Source organism: Acidovorax sp. 69, from assembly GCF_002797445.1.
GTDB lineage: Bacteria > Pseudomonadota > Gammaproteobacteria > Burkholderiales > Burkholderiaceae_C > Acidovorax.
Genome location: NZ_PGEP01000001.1, coordinates 3,203,241 through 3,221,566 on the forward strand (window position 1 = coordinate 3,203,241; position 18,326 = coordinate 3,221,566).

Here is an 18,326-nt window from a genome sequence, read left to right on the forward strand (position 1 = left end):
AAGCAGGAACGCAAAAAGGCGGCGCCCCATCAATCCACCGTGGCGCCCGTGTCCTTGACCACGCGGCTCCACTTGGGCAAGTCGGACTGCACCAGCGCGGCCAGCTGCGCTGCCGTGCCCTTGAAGGGCTCGCAGCCCACGGTGGCCAGTTTCTCGACCACATCCTTGTGCTCCAGCGCGCGGGCCACTTCGCCCTGCAGTTGCGCCACGATGGGCGCGGGCGTACCCGCCGGGGCAAACAGTGCGTACCACGGCGCCTGGCCAAAGCCCTTGATCGTCTCGCCAATCGTGGGCGCATCGGGCAAAGCGGCCACCCGCTTTTCATTGACCACGCCCAGCACCTTGAGCTTGCCCGCCTTGATGAAGGCAATGACCGAGGGCAGGCTTTGCACCGACAGTGGCACCTGCCCGCCCACGACATCGGTGGCCGCAGCGGCAGAGCCTTTGTAGGGGATGTGTTGCAGCTGGATGCCAGCGGCCTTTTGCAGCATTTCGCCGATCAGGTGGTTCAGCGTGCCATTGCCGGCCGAAGCAATCGAATACTTACCCGGATTGGCCTTGGCCAGCGCGGTCAGCTCTGCCACGGTGTTGGCAGGGAACGACGGGTGCGCCACCAGCACATAGCCCGCTGTGGCCACAGGTGCCACGGGCGTAAAGTCTTTGACCGGATCGAACCCCGGGTTCTTGTACAACGCGGGGCCAATCACATGCGCGCTGTCGGCCGTGAGCAGCAGCGTGTAGCCGTCGTTGCGCGCACGCGCCGTGGTGCCTGTGGCCAGCGTGCCACCCGCTCCGGGGCGGTTCTCCACGATCACGCTCTGGCCCAGTTGCTCACCCAGCTTTTGCGCCAGCACACGCGCAATGGCGTCGTTGGCACCACCGGCGGCCTGGGGCACCACCAGGGTGATGGGTTTGGACGGGTACTTGTCCTGCGCGCCTGCGGCAAAGGCAGTGGAGCACAACACGGCGGCTGTGAATGTGCGGCGGGACAGGGTGGGTTGGAAGTGCATGGCTTTTTGTCTCCTGGTTGTATTTGGGAAATGCAGGCTGCCCGTATTCAGCGGGCCAGCGCCCTTTCGCGGATGGCTTCGAAATCGTCAGGCACCGGGTGCAGCGCCAAGCGCGGGCCGGCCTTGGCGATCTGGCTCTGAATGTCGTGGCCGATCAACCCCGGCAGCTGCTGGGCTGCCGAGACGAGTTGCGCCAAGTCCACGCCCGTGTCATAGCCCATCAGTTCCAGCGCATGCACGACCTCTTCACTGCACACATTGCCGCTGGCGCCGGGCGCATACGGGCAACCGCCCAGGCCGCCCAGCGAGGCGTCGAACCGATCGGCGCCCGCATCGATGGCCGCCAGCACGTTGGCAAGCCCCATGCCGCGCGTGTTGTGGAAATGCAGGGTGAACTCCACCCCCGGCCAGCGCGCGCGGGCCGCCGCCGTGAGCGGGTGCACCTGCGTGGGGTAGGCCATGCCCGTGGTGTCGCACAGCGTGATGCCGCGCACACCCTGGTCCGCAAAGCGTTGTACCCAGCCGAACACATCGGCCTGGGGTACATCGCCCTCCATGGGGCAGCCAAACACACAAGACAGAGATACGTTGACGGCCACTTGGGCACTCTGCGCCATCGCTACCACCTGCGCCAGCGCCGCAAACGACTGCTCCTGCGTCATGCGCAGGTTGGCCAGGTTGTGGGTGGCGCTGACCGACATCACAAGGTTCAGCTCGTCCGTGCGCGACTCGATGGCACGCTCTGCCCCGCGTTGGTTGGGCACGAGCGCGGTGTAGACGGTGCCGGGGCGGCGCGTGATCTCGCGCATCACCACTTCGGCATCTTTCAGTGCCGGGATGGCCGTGGGCGAGGTGAACGAAGTCACCTCGATCTTGGCCAGGCCCGCCGCCGACAGCGCATTGCACAGCGCGATCTTGTCGGCCGTGGGCACAAAAGCTTTTTCCATCTGCAGGCCATCGCGCAAGCCGACCTCCTGCATGTGGATGCGACGGCCTGCGCCCTGCCACACCGTGTTGGACGCACTCATTGAATCACCCCCTTGTTGCGCAGCAGCGCGATCTGTTCGGCCGTGAAGCCTGCCTCAGCCAGCACCGCATCGGTGTCGTCGCCCAAGTGCGGCGCGCTGCTGCGAATGCTGCCCGGCGTGCCTGAGAGCTTGGGCACGATGCCCGGCACCTGCACGCTGTAGCCGTCGCGCGTCTGCTGCGTGAGCAGCATGTCGCGGGCGCGGTAATGCGGGTCTTCGGCAATGTCGCGGGCGGTGTAGACCTTGCCCGCAGGCACGCGGGCTGCGCCCAATGCATCCAGCACCTGCTGCACGGTGCGCTGCGCGCTCCAGGCGCCAATGGCGGCGTCGATCTCTTCCACGCGCGCCACGCGGCCGGTGTTGTTGGCAAGGTCGGGCGCGGCGCCCAGGTCAGGCTTGCCAATCGCATCCATCAACCGCTTGAAGATGCTGTCGCCATTGCCCGCCACCAGCACCCAGCCATCGGTGCACGGGTAGGCGTTGGACGGTGCAATGCCCGGCAGCGCACTGCCTGCGGCCTCGCGCACCGCGCCAAAAGCGCTGTATTCGGGGATCAGGCTTTCCATCACGTTGAACACTGCCTCGTGCAGCGCTACATCAATCACCTGGCCTTTGCCGCCATTGACCTTGCGGTGGTACAGCGCGGTGAGCACGCCGATGGTGCCGTGCAGCGCCGCCAGCGTGTCGCCAATCGATACGCCCACACGCACCGGCACGCGGCCGGGCTCGCCCGTCAGATGACGCAGGCCGCCCATGGCCTCGCCAATGGCGCCAAAGCCGGGCAGGTCGCGGTACGGCCCGGTCTGGCCGTAGCCAGAAATGCGCAGCATGACCAGGCCGGGGTTGAGTTGGTGCAGTTCTTCAGGCGACATGCCCCAACCTTCGAGGGTGCCGGGGCGAAAGTTCTCGACCAGTACATCGGCCTCGGCAATCAACTGGCGGGCTATTGTTTGCCCCTCCTCCTGGCGCAGGTCCAGTGCCACGGAACGCTTGTTGCGCGACTGCACCTGCCACCAGACGGAGGTGCCTTCCTTGATGAGCCGCCAGTTGCGCAGCGGGTCACCGGTTTCTGGCGCCTCGATCTTGATCACATCCGCACCGAACTCACCCAGCGTCTTGCCGCAGAATGGCCCGGCGATGAGCTGGCCCATTTCAATGACGCGCACGCCCTGCAGGGCGGCGGGGGAAGCAATGGAATCCATGGAAATAGCTGTCTCCTGAGGGCTTTAAGCCTTGGCTGGGGTAGCGAATGATGCGCACAGTCTGCGCGACCGCAAAACGCTGATGCGACAAGCCGCCATCGCAAACCGGCATGGTGGCAAGGTAGGATCCACCTCCCATGAAACTCGACCCCGTCTCCCTGCGCCTGTTTGTGGCCGTGATGGAAGAAAACACCATTGCCGCCGCCGCTGCACGCGAGCACCTGGCCGCATCCGCCGTCAGTCGGCGCCTGGCCGACCTGGAAGACGCGCTGCAGACGACCCTGTTCACCCGCAGCAACAAGGGCACCGAGCCCACCGCCGCCGCCTTCGCGTTGTTGAACCTGGCGCGCGGCGTGCTCAACGACCTGGACGGCATTGCCAGCCAGATGCGCGAATACGGCACCGGCGTGCGTGGCCATGTGCGCGTAGTGGCCAACATCTCGGCCATCACGCAGTTTTTACCGGCAGAGCTGCAGAGCTTTTTGGTGCAGCACCCGCAGGTGGATGTGCGGCTGCAGGAGCAGATCAGCAGTGCGATTGCCCATTCGGTGGCCGAGAACGCAGCCGATGTCGGTATCCTGAACGAAGGCCACTACGGCGAGCGCGTGACGCTGCTGCCCTACCGCACCGATGAGCTGGTGTTGGTGGTGCCCACGGGCCATGTGCTGGCGCGGCGCAAATCCGTGCGGCTGGCGGACGCCCTGCCCTTCGATTTTGTCGGTGCACACCCCAACAGCGCCATCAACAACCAGCTCACCAGCGCCGCCGCTCACGCGGGCCTGCCGCTGCGCTTGCGCATTCAGGTCACCAGCTACGACGCGCTGTGCCTCATGGTCAACGCAGGCCTGGGCGTGGGCGTGATGCCCAGAGGCAGCGCCGCGCTGTACCAGGGTACCTTGAGCATTCGCACCATCACGCTCAACGAACCCTGGGCGCAGCGGCGGCTGGCGCTGTGCGTGCGGTCTGAAGAATCGCTCTCCAGCGTGGCCCGGCTGCTGGTCGGGCATTTGCGCGCAAAACCCCCAACGCCATGAGCCACACCACCACCCCTCCCCTTCAGTGGGACGTGTTCTGCCGCGTGATCGACAACTTTGGCGACATCGGCGTGTGCTGGCGCCTGGTGGCGCAATTGGCCGAACAAGGCCAGCGCGTGCGCCTGTGGGTGGACGACGCCTCGGCCCTGGGGTGGATGGCGCCGCAGGGCTTCCCCGGCGTGGAGGTGCGCGCCTGGGGCTCGCCACCGCCCGGCCCTGGCGAGCCCCCACCCGATGTGATGGTGGAGGCCTTTGGCTGTGAAATTGCTCCTGAATTTATAGCTTACAGCGCTTATTCATCAAGCGCTACAGGCCGAAAAGACCTAAAGCCCGTCTGGATCAATCTCGAATACCTGTCGGCAGAGCGCTACGTGGAGCGCAATCACCGGCTGCCGTCGCTCATCATGTCGGGCCCGGCGACAGGCTGGACGCGCTGGTTCTTCTACCCCGGCTTCACCCCTGCCACAGGCGGCCTGCTGCGCGAGACCGAGCTGATGGCCCGGCGTGAAGCGTTCGACCGCAGTGCTTGGCGCGCCGCGCATGCACTGGCGTTCGGCCTGGGTGATGACACCGCGCGCCAGCGCTGGGTGTCGCTGTTTTGCTACGAGCCCGCCGCCCTGCCCGATCTGCTGCGGCAAAGCCAGGCCGAGCCCACGCAACTGCTGGTGACGCCGGGCAGGCCCACTGCGGCCGTGCGGTCGGTTCTTGTCGAAAACACCAGTCAAATTGGCCTCCAGCGCTTATCTGACAGGCGCGACAAGCTATTAATTTCATATCTCCCCCACCGCCCGCAAGCCGCGTTTGACGAGATGCTGTGGGCCTGCGACTTCAACGCCGTGCGCGGCGAGGACTCGCTGGTGCGGGCGCTGTGGGCCGGGCAGGCACTGGTCTGGCAGATCTACCCGCAGCACGACAACGCGCACCACGACAAGCTTTGGGCGTTTCTGGGCTGGCTGCAGGCGCCAGAATCGCTGCGGCAGTTCCACGCCACCTGGAACGGCCTCAACACCGCACCCCTGCAATGGCCGGACGACAACACCCTGGCGGAGTGGACCGCCTGCATTCGCGCAGCACGCGCACGCCTGCTGACGCAGGACAATCTCGTCGCACAACTTTTGGGCTTCGTCGCCGAAAAACGGTAAAATCCGAGGCTTTGCGCAATTCAGGCGCGGCACACCGGTGCCCAGCCTCCGCGCATTCCCGCCGCGGAACATGCATCGGCAGGGCAAACCAGCAGATCCATCAGCCAGTTTGCCAGCCCGTGCATTGAGCGGCCCCAACCCAAGCAACATGCTATGAAAATCGCTCAAGAAATCCGCGCCGGCAACGTCATCATGCACGGCAAGGACCCCATGGTGGTCCTGAAGACCGAATACGCCCGTGGCGGCCGCGGCGCAGCCACCGTGCGCATGAAGCTCAAAAGCCTGATTGGCAACTTCGGCACCGAAAACGTGTTCAAGGCTGACGACAAGATCGACAACGTGATCCTGGACAAGAAGGAATGCACGTATTCGTACTTCGCCGACCCCATGTACGTTTGCATGGACACTGAGTACAACCAGTACGAAGTCGAAGCCGAAAACATGGGCGACGCGCTGAACTACCTGGAAGACGGCATGACGCTGGAAGTGGTGTTCTACGACGGCAAGGCCATCTCCGTCGAACTGCCTACCAGCGTAGACCGCGAAATCACCTGGACAGAGCCAGCCGTCAAGGGTGACACGTCCGGCAAGGTGCTCAAGCCTGCCAAGATCGCTACCGGCTTTGAAGTGCCTGTGCCCCTGTTCGTCTCGCAAGGCGACAAAATCGAAATCGACACCCGCACCGGCGAATACCGCAAGCGCGTGTAAGGCTTCTGGCCTGTTGTTCTCCTTCGCAGGAGAACACCTGCAAAAAAGGCTTCCCGTGGGAAGCCTTTTTTATTGTTTTAGGCCGACAGCGCTGATTTCTCAAGCGCTACAAGCTATCAAAAAAGTAGCAATCAGATCGGCTGCGCGATCAAGTCGTGCCCACGCACGCCCACGATGCGGGCCTTGGTGAACTCGCCCACCTTGAGGGTCTTGCTGATCTTCTCGGGCGGCAGCAGCTGGACCGTGCCGTCGATCTCGGGCGCGTCGGCATACGTGCGGCCCACGCCACCCTTGCGGCCGAGACCGGGGGCGGAATCGACCAGCACCTGCATGGTGGCACCCACGCGGCGCTGCAGGCGGGCGATCGAGACCTCTTCGGCCACGGCCATGAAGCGGGCGCGGCGCTCTTCGCGCACTTCCATGGGCAGCATGCCGGGCAGCTCGTTGGCGGCGGCACCACTCACGTCGCTGTAGGCAAAGCAGCCCGCGCGGTCGATCTGCGCCTCGCGCACAAAGTCGAGCAGGTGCGCAAACTCTTCCTCTGTCTCGCCAGGGAAACCGGCAATGAAGGTGCTGCGGATCACGATCTCAGGGCAGATCTCGCGCCAGCGCTGAATGCGCTCCAGGTTGCGCTCGCCGCTGGCGGGGCGCTTCATGCGCTTGAGAACATCGGGATGGCTGTGCTGCAGCGGCACGTCCAGGTAGGGCAGCACGCGGCCGGTGGCCATCAGGGGCAAGACATCGTCCACGCTCGGGTACGGGTACACGTAGTGCAGGCGCACCCAGGCGCCGTAGGGTTCGGCAATCTCGCCCAGGGTCTGCACCAGCTCCAGCATGCGGGTCTTGACCGGCTTGCCATCCCAGAAGCCGGTGCGGTACTTGACGTCCACGCCGTAGGCAGAGGTGTCCTGGCTGATCACCAGCAACTCTTTCACCCCGCCTTCAAACAAGGCCTTGGCCTCGCTAAGGACATCGCCAATGGGGCGTGACACCAGGTCACCGCGCATCGACGGGATGATGCAGAAAGTGCAGCGGTGGTTGCAGCCTTCGCTGATCTTGAGGTACGCGTAATGCTTGGGTGTGAGCTTGATGCCCGCCACGCCGAAATTGCCGGGCACCAGGTCGATGAAGGGGTCGTGCGGCTTGGGCAGGTTCAGGTGGACGGCGTCCATGACCTCCTGCGTGGCATGCGGGCCAGTCACGGCCAGCACGCTGGGGTGCATCTGGCGCACCATGTTGCCGCCGCCTTCACCCGCGCGCGCGCCCAGGCAACCAGTGACAATGACCTTGCCGTTTTCGGCCAATGCTTCGCCGATGGTGTCCAGGCTTTCCTTGACGGCATCATCAATGAAGCCGCAGGTGTTGACGATGACCAAGTCCGCGCCCTGGAAGGTCTTGGAGGTCTCGTAACCCTCGGCGCTCAGTTGCGTGAGGATCAATTCGGAATCGGTCAACGCCTTGGGGCAACCCAGGCTGACAAATCCGACTTTGGGTGCTTTTGTGGGGGAGAGTGCTTCGCTCATATCCCCGTATTGTCCCAGTTCCGGCGCCCGGCCGGTTTTAGCCTTGGCAGTAGACCCAAATTAACGTTTCAGTCCAAACGCGCCCAGCATCTGCTCGGTCTGCTTTTGCATCTGTTCCTGCATCTGGGTCAGCATGGACTGCGACTGCTCCACGTAATTGCCCATCATGCCCTTGAGCATGGGCGATTGCATATTCATGAACTGGGCCCACATCTCAGGGGTCACGCTTTGCGATTGTTCAGCCAGCTTGGTCTGCACGTCGGTGAAGGCCTGCACATTCTTCTCCAAGTAAGCGCCCATGAAGCTTTGCATGGCATGGCCGTAAAACCGGATGATGTTGGCCAGCACGGCCTCGGTAAACATGGGAGCCCCACCAGCCTCTTCTTCCAGAATGATCTGCAAAAGGATGCTGCGCGTAAGGTCCTCGCCCGTCTTGGCATCGCGCACCACCACATTCTGGTGGGCCATGACAAGCTGACGCACTTCAGCCAAAGTGATGTAGGTGGAGGTGTCCGTGTCGTACAGACGACGGTTGGGGTACTTCTTGATGATGCGCTGGGCCGACTTGGATGCGGCGCTTTTTTGTTCGGACACGACGAACTCCTCGGGATCGAAACCCATGTATTGCAGTGCAACACATTCTAGGGAGTGTGCTACGCCGCAGCGGCAAAGGAATACCCTGAGGACGCAGGACCAAAGGGTGTCGCGCGTGTGACTGATGTAGCAGGCGTCGTGTGACTTGCGGCCGCTTACACAACCCCTTGCAGCAGCCCCCACCCCTTGAGAGAAAGCAGAAACGGAAGCAAAAAAGCCACCTCGCGGTGGCTTTTTGTACAAACACCAGAACGGTGTTGTGGCCCAGCCTTTTTCAGAACTGAAAGCTGGTTTTTCAGAGGAAACTTGCTAGGCGCGATTGGACTCGAACTAAAAAAGGCAGGTAGGTGTGGCGCGAACTTAGAGTTCGATGGCACGACTTCGACACTCCATGCCCCCCTGAAATACGCGTCGATGCCCCCTCCCCGGAAAATATCCCCAACACACGCACATATTCCGGTCGAACTCCCTGTTAGCGACGAATAGGGCATTCGCCGTAGTCGGCAGCCCTGAGCGATACGGCGCAAACTGGCACTTCTGGCTTGTTCATCTATGGGTCGAGGTGGGCTCGACCATCATCCACCAGATTGAGGCGCCTCAAAAATGGCGCGGCGACAAAGTCAGACTCTGCTCCGCATTCTCCCCATCCCAAACATTGCGAGCATGCCCGCCAGACCGATCAAAGCCCACTCGGAGAGCGTAGGAATGCTGGTGGCCGTAACAGGAGCAGCTTCGGTGACGTTGATGGTCCAGGCACGAATAGAGCCCGTATCTCCCGAGAAAAAATCCTGGGCGAGCAAGGTCCATGCACCGTTAGAAGGCTCGCCTGCAAAGGCCGCCAGGACAGCATTGGGCTTGTAACTGCCTGTGAAAGGCGCCTGAGCGGTAACTACAGTTTGAATCGAAGGCCCTGGGCTGGCGTCAGCCAGAACCACTTGGCAAAAATTATTCCCGCTCCCATCGGTTTGATTGATCACAACCACCTCGGTTCCAATGGGTGAGCGCAAAGTGATCCGTAGATCATTGACGAACGTATGGTCGATGCCCACGGTAGTCGACCCAGCGATTGCTGAGCAAGCCGTTCCGTCAATGCTCAAAGTAACAGAGCCAACAGGCCGCGTGAGCCCTGAAACCACAATCGGGGCTCCCACCTGCAGACCAGGGGAGGTACCGCTCAAGTCTGCCGCATCCGGGATCGCAACCGGGACCCCAGAATAGGAGGCCGAGGCAGTCGCACCATGGGCTGCTGCGGAAAACAAGAAAAGTCCAACGATCAGAAGGCGAGTGGCCATGATTGCGCTCAGTTGCGAAAGAAACAATTGGACGCCATCGTAGCCAATTCACACAATTATTTTTTATATCTAATACGGCTTTTTTGCACAAACCCGAAGTGGGACGAGTTGACCCCAGCCTCAGACGCAGCTACGCCATGGCGGTCACAGATATCTTGGCCAGCCCTTCGCGCAAGGGGTACAAAAAATTCTGGACGGGGATGCAACAGTGCAGATCACCAAGCACAGCGAACTGCACACCCTCAAGGTCATGCCCAAGCGCTGAATCGTCGAGCGCAGCTTTGCCTGGCTGGACAAGAACAGGCGGCGGTGGAAGAACTGCGAGCCGCCGCTCAATACCAGCCTGCAGTTCGTCCATCTGGCCTTCCTCGCTCTGCTGCTCAAGAGATCGTGAACAGGCTCTTAGCGTCGTGTCCACGATCTCCCTCTTGAAAACGATGCCCTATCGGCCAAATTAGCTCAAGACTGATTCTCCGCCCGCTTACTCTTACGAGGCAATTTTGTTTCCGTACTTTGCCCGTACGGACAAACAAAAAAGCCCGCTTGTTAGCGGGCACTTTTGCTGCAAGCTCTGGTTTAGCTTGCGATATTTGGTAGGCGCGATTGGACTCGAACCAACGACCCCCACCATGTCAAGGTGGTGCTCTAACCAGCTGAGCTACGCGCCTATCGTTGTTTAGCTTTTGATTATAGCCATAAAAAACGCCGCTCAGAAATATCGCACGACAAATCTCCGTCACGGGCGTTGAGATGACCCCCTACACCCCACCCATTGAGACCAGTTCCTCAACGGCGGCGCGCAGAACGCACGCCCGGCACCCCCGCGACAATGCCCAGCACCTTGTTCAGGCGCCCTGAATCAGCCACCTCCACGGTGAACGTCATCCAAGCCGTCCCTTTCACCGATTGGGTTTGTACACCGATCACATTGGTTTTTTCGCGAGCGAAAACCTCCGAGATGTCACGCAATAGTCCCTGGCGGTCGGCAGCTTCCACCGCCACATCCACGGGGTACACGGCGGCGATCTGTTTGGGGATGCCCCACTCCACCTCGATCACACGCTCAGCGCTGCGTACAGCCATCTCTCGGAAATTGCTGCAATCTGCCCGGTGCACGCTCACACCCTTTCCACGCGTGACGAACCCCCGAATGATGTCTGGTGGCGCAGGCTTGCAGCATTTGGCCAGCTGCGTCATGAGTGAGTCGATACCCACCACCAGCACCCCCCCCTTGGGGGCCGACTCATTGGTCCGTGTCTTCTTGAGCAGCAGGTAGTCGTCGGGCTGCATCACCGGTTCGGGCGGGCGCAACACCGTTTCGATGGCGCGCAACGAGAACTCGTCCTTGCCCACCACCTCAAACAAGGCATCGGCAGACTTGAAGCCAAGTTGCACCGCAAGATCGTCGAGCTTGATGGCGGTCTTGCCCTCGCGCTGCAGGAGCTTTTCTACCGCCTCTCGGCCACGGCCAACCGTTTCATGGGTGGCCTGGGCGTTAAACCAGGCTCGGACTTTGGCTTTAGCGCGGTTGCTGGTGAGGTAGCCCAAATCCGCGTTGAGCCAGTCACGCGACGGGCGGCCCTCCTTGACGGTGGAAATTTCCACTGTCTGGCCGTTCTGCAGCTGCGTGTTGAGTGGCACCATGGCACCGTCGACCTTAGCGCCCCGGCACCGGTGCCCCAGGCTCGTGTGCACGGAGTAGGCAAAGTCCACCGGCGTAGCGCCCTGGGGCAACTCCACCACGGCAGCTTCTGGGGTCAACACATAAATGCGGTCTTCGAACAAGCCCCGGTTCGACACCGAACCGGACAGATCCCGCTCCCACGCGAGCAGTTGGCGCAACACGGCGATCTTGGCATCGTATTCACCCGTAGCGGACACACCCGCATAACCTTTGGCGCCAGCCTCCTTGTAGGCCCAGTGCGCTGCCACACCATGCTCGGCGTGTTCATGCATGGCCTGGGTGCGGATCTGGATTTCGATGGGTTTGCCATTGTCGTCGCGCACGATGGTGTGCAGCGACTGATAGCCATTGGGCTTGGGCTTGGCAATGTAGTCGTCAAACTCCTCCACGATGGGCTTGAATTGCTCGTGCACCCAGCTCAAGGCGGCGTAGCAGTCCTTCACCGTGGGCACCACCACACGCAGCGCGCGGATGTCAAACACCTGGTCGAAGTTGAGCGACTTGCCGCGCATCTTCTTGACGATGCTGTAAATGTGCTTGGGGCGCCCTTGCACGCTGGCACTGATGCTGCGAGCGCGCAGGTCGGATTCGAGCCGCGCACGCAGTTGCTCCATGTACACCTCGCGCTCGCCCCGCTTTTCATCAAGCAAGCGGGCGACTTCCTTGTAGGTGTCGGGCTCCAGAAAACGGAAGGACAGGTCTTCCAGCTCCCACTTGACCTGCCAGATGCCCAGACGATTGGCCAGCGGCGCAAACACCTGGAGTGACTCGCGCGCCAGGCTGGGTGACACAGGGCGTTTGCTGGCCGCATGAAAGCGCAGCGTCTGTAGGCGAGAGGCCAGGCGCAGCATCACCACTCGCAGATCGCGCGAGAAGGCGAGCAGCATCTTGCGCACGTTCTCAGTTTGCGCTGCAGGATCGTCCAGGTGTTCAGCTGCACGGGCCTGCTGCTGTACGCGCATGAGCTTGGTGGTTTCCACCGCCAAGGCCGCAAAGTTGGCGCCAAAAGCCTTGGCAATCACTTCTTCCGGCTTGTTCAGATGAATGCACGCATGCACCAGGTAGCTCGCTGCCTGCATGGCCTCGGAACCGCCAATGCCTTTGAGAATAAAAGCAACGGCATCTGCGTGAGCCAGCGTGTTCTCGCCCGAGTCCAAGGTCTCGCCAGCCATCAAAGGCTCGGCAAAAGCGCGGGCACGCACCAAAGCGTTGACCTGCTCGGGCAGCGTATGGGCTGTGGCGGCAATGAGTTGTGGAACGCTGTCGCTCTGGGGCGGCAAGGAGGCCAATGCAGGAGGGTTGGTTTTCATCCTGCGGTAGCACCTTCAGCCGCCAACAAGAACTCTGTGACGGCCGTAACCTGTTCGCCAGCCACCAGCGTGGGGGCATGTCCTACGCCTTCAAACTCCACCATCCTCGCACGGGGGCCACGTTGGGCCATGGCCTGCGCGGTCTCCCGCGAAAGCAGATCTGACTGCGCACCGCGCAGCAGCAGGGTTCTTGCCGTGATGTGGTCATAAAGCTGCCACAACGCAGCCTCTCCCGCCGCTGCGGACTCCTGAGTCAAGGTTCTGAACGGCACCGCAATGGCGGGGTCGTAATGCAGCGTGATGCCCCCATCGGGCAGCGGGCGCACCATGGCGCGCGACAGCTCCAGCCATTGCTCTGGCGTGTGCGGGCCAAAGCTGGTGGAAATGGCCCACATCGCTTCAGCGGCCTGCTGCAGTGAGTCAAAACGCACCGACTGTCCTAAGTATTGACCGATGCGCTGCAGGGCCTCCCATTGAATCAATGGTCCCACATCATTGAGCACCAGTCGGAGCACCGGCACGGGCAACGGCAAACCCGGCTGACCGGTGATACCCATACCGATGAGACCGCCCATGCTGGTGCCAACCCAATCCAGCATGGAAATCGGACCTCGCTGATGCAGTTGCGCCAGCAAAGCCAGCATGTCGGCGGCGTACTGAGGGATCTGATAGCCCATGGGGTCGGCCAGCCAATCGCTCTGACCACGACCGACCACGTCAGGGCAGATCACGCGCGCGTGGCAACTCAATGCGCGGGCCAAGGTGTCAAAGTCTCGCCCCTGGCGCGAAAGTCCGTGCACACAGACCACCACATGCGGATGCGCGGGATCCCCTGTGGCATTCCACTCCCAATACGCCATGCGATGCAGCTGTGCCGGGGCGGGCGCACGGCCCGGAAACACTGATGGGGCTGCGGGGCCAGGGCACAGTACGTAGTTCAGCGTAGGTTCATTCATGGGGGCGAAATCCGGGAGCGGCGCTCGATAATGCAGGTGAAAGCAAGCCCGCATCGCCACGCCATGCCAGCTCGCATCCCCTTAGTTGGCATCGTAATTCATTCGGAGAGACTCTCATGCTGAAAGGCAAAACCGCACTCGTCACCGGCTCTACCAGTGGCATTGGTCTTGGAATCGCAAAGGCTCTGGCGCGCCAAGGTGCCAATATCGTGCTCAATGGCTTTGGCGATGTAGATGGCCCCCGCGCCGAAGTGCTCGCTGCTGGCGAGGCCGCAGGTGCGCAAGTGGCGTACCACGGCGCCGACATGAGCCGCGCGGCTGATATTGAAGACATGATGAAGTACAGCGCCAGCCAGTTTGGGCGCGTGGACATCCTGGTGAACAACGCCGGCATCCAGCATGTCGCCAATGTGGAAGACTTTCCTGTGGAGCGCTGGGATTCGGTGATCGCGATCAACCTCACCAGCGCCTTCCACACCTCTCGCCTGGCGTTGCCCTCCATGAAAAGCGCCAATTGGGGTCGCATAATCAACGTGGCATCCGTGCACGGCTTGGTGGGTTCTGCACAGAAATCGGCGTATGTGGCAGCCAAACACGGCATCGTGGGGCTGACCAAGGTCACTGCACTTGAAAACGCCACCACGGGCGTGACCTGCAATGCCATTTGCCCCGGGTGGGTACTGACACCCCTGGTGCAAAAACAGGTGGATGCCAAGGCGGCCGAGCGTGGCATGTCGAATGAAGACGCCAAAAAACTGCTGCTGGGCGAAAAAGAGCCCTCGATGCAATTCACTACTCCTGAGGAGCTGGGTGAGCTGGCCGTTTTCTTCTGCTCGCCCGCAGCCAACAATGTGCGTGGTGTGGCATGGAACATGGATGGCGGCTGGGCCGCACAATAACCCGCACCATTCGTCGTCATTGCCCAGCCGCCCTGCCGTTTCCGCCACAACACAGCACTGGCAGAGCGGCAAAGCGCCTCAATGACTACAAGGCGCGGGCGAATGCACCGCGCTTCCTTCGACCTCGCTCCCCTGCTTAAACGCGGACCCAGGGGCCTTCAGGCCGGGACAACTCACATCCCGATGGCCCTGCTGGGCGGGCATCACTGTGCCCCAACGCGCGGCAAAAGCATGAACATCCGTTGCGAACACCTCCAACAAAGCGGTCGCAATTTTCCTTGCGGAAACAGACTCATGCAGGCTCGCGCGCTCTGCCCCGTGCGGCCTGCGTTTCGCGCACCGGCGGCAATCCAAACAAACGACTGTACTCGCGCGTGAACTGGGGCACACTCTCGTAACCTACCGCAAACGCGGCGCCGCTGGCGCTGGCGCCCTCAGACAGCATCAACCGCCGCGCCTCAATCAGGCGCAGTTGCTTCTGAAACTGCAGGGGTGACAAGGAGGTGACCGCCCTGAAATGCTGATGGAAGGACGACGGGCTCATGCCCGCCAGCGCCGCAAGACTCTCCACCGGAAGGGACTGGGCAAAGTCGGTACGCAACACGGCAACGGCACGCGCCACACGTTGCACATGGCTGCCAGGCCAACCCAGGCGGCGGATAGCGGCGCCATGGCGGCCAGCAAGCAACCAGTAGTGCAATTCGCGCACCAAAGGGGCGTGCAACAGCGGCACCGCCTCTGGCCGCTCCAGCAAGCGCACGAGACGCAATGCCACGTCTGCCACTTCGGCATCGGTGGGGTCCACACGCACAGGTGCATGATCCCCCAGCGGCGCAGCGCCCATCTGCGCAGAAAGATCGGCGATGACCGGCAGGTTCAGTTCCAACGCCAGGCACAGATAAGGAGCGGCCGCACTGGCTCGCGTAATCTGACTCACCAAAGGAACATCGGCGGTGATAAGCAGTGACTCCCCTGCCGCAAACTCGAAGGTTTGCGGCCCCATCGTCACTTGCTTGCAGCCTTGCAACACGAGGCAGACAAGAGGATGCGAAATGGCGTGTAACAGCCCGCTGGGCTCAGTGGCCCGCACTGCACTCATTCCTGGTATCGCTGTCTGCACGACACTGCCCTTGCTGATATGGGCTTCTGCGTAGCGGCTCACGGCCTGAAACAATGGGGTCGTCATACGGCCAAGCGTACCGCGTCGTAGGCCACTTGCCATTCGTTTTGGAGGATCAGGCAAAAATTGAAGAGATTTCGGCAACACCCACGGGCGCTTCGCCGAGACACTGGACTTCACACAACACAGGAAGCCCAGCCATGTCAGGAACCGCCCTCGCAAATCCTCCCACTCACAAAACCACCATCAGCCTGGTTACCGGCGCCAGTCGAGGCCTAGGCCGCAATACAGCCCTGAGCATTGCACGCGCCGGTGGCGACGTGATTGTTACCTTCCACAGCAACGCCGACGAAGCGCAAGCCGTGGTGACCGAGATCGCAGCGCTGGGCCGCAAGGCCATTGCCTTGCAGCTCGACACGGGCGCCGCCACTACATTTGCAGGCTTTTCCGAACGCCTGCGCGCCGCGCTGGAGAGCACGTGGCAGCGCGGCAGCATCGATCACCTTGTCAACAATGCCGGTCACGGCGACTGCGCCACGTTCACAGACACTACCGAGGCGCAGTTTGACCGCCTGGTCAACGTGCACTTCAAGGGCGTCTTTTTCCTCACACAGACATTGCTGCCACTGATCGCTGACGGTGGGCGCATCGTGAACCTCTCAACAGGACTGACGCGCCTGTCCCTACCAGGCTATGCCGCGTATGCAGCGGCCAAGGGTGCGGTGGAGGTGCTCACACGCTACCTGGCCAAAGAACTGGGCGCCCGTGGCATTGCGGTAAATACCGTCGCACCGGGGGCCATCGAAACCGACTTTGGCGGCGGCGCCGTGCGCGACAACCCTGCACTGAACCAGCAGCTCGCTCAGGCAACAGCGCTGGGCCGCGTGGGCGTGCCAGACGACATAGGCCCCATGGTGGCCAGCCTGCTTGCCCCCAGCAATCGCTGGGTGACGGCGCAGCGCATTGAAGTGTCCGGTGGCCAAGCGCTCTGACCCCAAAGTCGCTTCACGCCGTGCTCTTCAAGAACGAACGACGTCAAGGTGACGATGCCGCCGCTTGCACGGTGGTCGGCGGTTTCAAGGAGCGATCTTGTCACGCGCAGCAGCCAACGAACAGCACCTTGAAGCGTGGCAAAAATCAGTAGATCCGATCGCGGGTCAACGCATTTGTACGGAGCCTGAAACCGTGACAACAACCTGCGCCTTGCCTGCCTCCACCGGCACGGCCGAGTCGGAGAATGACGAGGCCTTGGCCTCCATGGCCATCATGCGCGGACGGGGGCCAGGAGACATCTCGTTGCTGTTCACTGCCACCTCGCGCAGGCCGTAATTGGCAAAGCCGAAGCCCTTGGTCAGCTCAGCAGCGCGAGACTTGAACTGCTCGATGGCTTGTGTCTGCGCGTCGGTCTCGACCTTGGCACGGGCCTCGCGCGACAACGCAAACGCCACCTGGCTGATGGCCATAGATTGGATCTTGCCGGCCGTGGTAGTGATGCGCGAGAAGTCACGCCCCTCCATGACAAGCTCAGCACGGCCCTGCCAGCCATTGACTTTGCCGTCTTTGCCATAGCGCGGGTACAGACCAAAAGGGCCCGTTCGCAGATCAAGTTGACCTGGCTGCGCGCTGCGTTTGGCCTCAGTCAGCGCGGCGTCGAGCGCCTGCTTGAGTTGGGTCTGCACGGCAGCAGCATCAGACCCCTCCTTGTTTGCAGAGAGTGTGACCACCAGCAAGTCCTGCTGCACCTCGACCGTGCCCGTGGCCGCCAGCTGCACCACATTGCGTGTTTCCGGTGGCGCAGCACTCTGAGCGCTGGCCGCAGCAGTGCAGGCCAGCAAAGCGGCGGTCGCGATCAAACGGGTTGTGATTTTCATGGTGAAAGCCTTTTCAAAGAGGGGCGCAAACGACAATCCAGCTGCGCAGGCGGCTACCTTACCCGCAGCCACATACGCCCCGATGAAACTGCTGCCGCGAGAATGCGAGACGCAGCAAAACTTGTAACATTTGGTCAAAGCACCACGTAAAAAGCGAACTTCGGCGTTCCAAGTGGTCAGAATCGGCTCTGTTACAAATTGGACTTGGGATCAACATGGCCACAACAATCAACCGCACCGACAAAGTTCTGGTGGTAGACGACGATGCACGAATCCGCGATTTGCTGCGCCGCTATCTCACGCAAGAGGGTTTTGAAGTCATGGTCGCCGAAGACGGCAAAGCACTGAACCGACTGCTGCTGCGTGAAACCGTGGACCTCATCGTGCTGGACTTAATGATGCCAGGCGAAGACGGTCTGTCGATCTGCCGCCGTCTTCGCGCTGCAAATGACAGGACTCCCATCATCATGCTCACAGCCAAGGGAGAAGATGTGGACCGCATTGTGGGCCTGGAAGTAGGGGCAGACGACTACCTGGGCAAACCCTTTAACCCTCGCGAACTGTTGGCACGCATTCACGCGGTGTTGCGCCGCCGCCCTGCTCAGGAAGCGCCGGGCGCTCCCTCAGGCGACAACGAAGTGGTCACCTTCGGACCCTTTACCTTTGATCTGGGAACCCGTGCCCTGCAGCGCAATGGAGAAGAACTCCCCCTGACCACCGGTGAATTCGCCATGCTCAAGGCCTTGGTGCGCCACCCGCGCCAGCCTTTGTCGCGCGAAAAGCTGGCTTTGCTGGCACGCGGTCGTGAATTCGAGCCGTTTGACCGCAGCCTGGACGTCCAAGTGTCACGCCTGCGCAAACTGGTGGAAGTGGATGCGGCAGCGCCCCGCTACATTCAGACCGTGTGGGGTGTGGGCTATGTGTTCGTTCCAGACGGAACGAATTAACTGCAC

16 protein-coding genes, 1 tRNA gene and 1 pseudogene are annotated in these 18,326 nt (G+C 61.8%); 7 read left to right on the forward strand and 11 right to left on the reverse strand.

Annotated features, from left to right (window positions below; all coding sequences use genetic code 11):
* Positions 1-29: 29 nt before the first annotated feature.
* The 3 genes from CLU85_RS14635 to CLU85_RS14645 are packed head-to-tail and all read right to left on the reverse strand — an operon-like array spanning position 30 to position 3,240.
* The gene (locus CLU85_RS14635) at positions 30-1,010 is read right to left on the reverse strand and encodes a tripartite tricarboxylate transporter substrate binding protein (RefSeq protein ID WP_100410901.1); all 981 of its coding nucleotides are present in this window, start codon (positions 1,008-1,010) and stop codon (positions 30-32) included.
* Between the two features lie 47 nt (positions 1,011-1,057).
* Complete coding sequence (locus CLU85_RS14640) at positions 1,058-2,038, reverse strand: hydroxymethylglutaryl-CoA lyase (protein WP_100410902.1); 981 nt, start codon at positions 2,036-2,038, stop codon at positions 1,058-1,060.
* The gene (locus CLU85_RS14645) at positions 2,035-3,240 is read right to left on the reverse strand and encodes a CaiB/BaiF CoA-transferase family protein (RefSeq protein ID WP_100410903.1); all 1,206 of its coding nucleotides are present in this window, start codon (positions 3,238-3,240) and stop codon (positions 2,035-2,037) included. The genes CLU85_RS14640 and CLU85_RS14645 overlap by 4 nt, the downstream gene beginning before the upstream one ends.
* Positions 3,241-3,377: 137 nt before the next feature.
* On the opposite strand from CLU85_RS14645, the gene CLU85_RS14650 reads away from it, so the two are divergent.
* The 3 genes from CLU85_RS14650 (at position 3,378) to efp (ending at position 6,124) form a co-directional block, all read left to right on the forward strand.
* Positions 3,378-4,274, forward strand: a complete 897-nt coding sequence (locus tag CLU85_RS14650; RefSeq protein WP_100410904.1) for a LysR family transcriptional regulator — start codon at positions 3,378-3,380, stop codon at positions 4,272-4,274.
* On the forward strand, positions 4,271-5,416 hold the full coding sequence (gene earP / locus CLU85_RS14655) for an elongation factor P maturation arginine rhamnosyltransferase EarP (RefSeq protein ID WP_100410905.1): 1,146 nt from the start codon (positions 4,271-4,273) through the stop codon (positions 5,414-5,416). The genes CLU85_RS14650 and earP overlap by 4 nt, the downstream gene beginning before the upstream one ends.
* 153 nt (positions 5,417-5,569) lie before the next feature.
* Positions 5,570-6,124 carry an elongation factor P gene (gene efp, locus CLU85_RS14660; protein WP_100410906.1) on the forward strand — a complete coding sequence of 185 codons (555 nt, stop codon included), beginning with the start codon at positions 5,570-5,572 and terminating at the stop codon, positions 6,122-6,124.
* Positions 6,125-6,255: 131 nt separating this feature from the next.
* On the opposite strand, the gene rimO is transcribed toward efp, so the two are convergent.
* The 3 genes from rimO to CLU85_RS23435 form a co-directional block, all read right to left on the reverse strand.
* Entirely contained in the window at positions 6,256-7,647 is a 1,392-nt protein-coding gene (rimO, locus tag CLU85_RS14665) for a 30S ribosomal protein S12 methylthiotransferase RimO (protein ID WP_100410907.1), read from the reverse strand.
* 60 nt (positions 7,648-7,707) lie between these two features.
* Positions 7,708-8,268 carry a polyhydroxyalkanoate synthesis repressor PhaR gene (gene phaR, locus CLU85_RS14670; protein WP_198509197.1) on the reverse strand — a complete coding sequence of 187 codons (561 nt, stop codon included), beginning with the start codon at positions 8,266-8,268 and terminating at the stop codon, positions 7,708-7,710.
* A 593-nt stretch (positions 8,269-8,861) separates the two neighbouring features.
* Entirely contained in the window at positions 8,862-9,533 is a 672-nt protein-coding gene (locus tag CLU85_RS23435; protein WP_100412564.1) for an IPTL-CTERM sorting domain-containing protein, read from the reverse strand.
* Between the two features lie 151 nt (positions 9,534-9,684).
* Between CLU85_RS23435 and CLU85_RS14680 the strand changes: the two are divergent.
* A pseudogene (locus CLU85_RS14680) lies at positions 9,685-9,927 on the forward strand (IS5/IS1182 family transposase); the annotation flags it as partial.
* Between the two features lie 197 nt (positions 9,928-10,124).
* On the opposite strand, the gene CLU85_RS14685 reads toward CLU85_RS14680, so the two are convergent.
* The 3 genes from CLU85_RS14685 to CLU85_RS14695 form a co-directional block, all read right to left on the reverse strand.
* Positions 10,125-10,201, reverse strand: a tRNA-Val gene (locus tag CLU85_RS14685).
* A 118-nt stretch (positions 10,202-10,319) separates the two neighbouring features.
* Positions 10,320-12,527 carry a bifunctional (p)ppGpp synthetase/guanosine-3',5'-bis(diphosphate) 3'-pyrophosphohydrolase gene (locus CLU85_RS14690; protein WP_100410908.1) on the reverse strand — a complete coding sequence of 736 codons (2,208 nt, stop codon included), beginning with the start codon at positions 12,525-12,527 and terminating at the stop codon, positions 10,320-10,322.
* Positions 12,524-13,483, reverse strand: a complete 960-nt coding sequence (locus CLU85_RS14695) for an alpha/beta fold hydrolase (protein ID WP_100410909.1) — start codon at positions 13,481-13,483, stop codon at positions 12,524-12,526. Before CLU85_RS14695 ends, CLU85_RS14690 begins: the two co-directional genes overlap by 4 nt.
* A gap of 116 nt (positions 13,484-13,599) precedes the next feature.
* On the opposite strand from CLU85_RS14695, the gene CLU85_RS14700 reads away from it, so the two are divergent.
* Positions 13,600-14,382, forward strand: a complete 783-nt coding sequence (locus CLU85_RS14700; protein ID WP_100410910.1) for a 3-hydroxybutyrate dehydrogenase — start codon at positions 13,600-13,602, stop codon at positions 14,380-14,382.
* A 292-nt stretch (positions 14,383-14,674) separates the two neighbouring features.
* Here the strand turns inward: CLU85_RS14700 and CLU85_RS14705 are convergent, their stop codons facing one another.
* A complete protein-coding gene (locus CLU85_RS14705) occupies positions 14,675-15,568 on the reverse strand; it encodes an AraC family transcriptional regulator (protein ID WP_100410911.1) in 894 nt (297 codons plus the stop codon).
* A gap of 134 nt (positions 15,569-15,702) precedes the next feature.
* Here CLU85_RS14705 and CLU85_RS14710 point away from each other — a divergent pair, with 134 nt between their 5' ends.
* Positions 15,703-16,494 carry an SDR family oxidoreductase gene (locus tag CLU85_RS14710; RefSeq protein ID WP_100410912.1) on the forward strand — a complete coding sequence of 264 codons (792 nt, stop codon included), beginning with the start codon at positions 15,703-15,705 and terminating at the stop codon, positions 16,492-16,494.
* 165 nt (positions 16,495-16,659) lie between these two features.
* Here the strand turns inward: CLU85_RS14710 and CLU85_RS14715 are convergent, their stop codons facing one another.
* Positions 16,660-17,373, reverse strand: coding sequence for an SIMPL domain-containing protein (locus CLU85_RS14715; RefSeq protein ID WP_100410913.1), 714 nt, complete (start codon positions 17,371-17,373; stop codon positions 16,660-16,662).
* A gap of 215 nt (positions 17,374-17,588) precedes the next feature.
* Here CLU85_RS14715 and ompR point away from each other — a divergent pair, with 215 nt between their 5' ends.
* Entirely contained in the window at positions 17,589-18,320 is a 732-nt protein-coding gene (gene ompR, locus CLU85_RS14720; RefSeq protein ID WP_100410914.1) for a two-component system response regulator OmpR, read from the forward strand.
* Positions 18,321-18,326 lie beyond the last annotated feature (6 nt).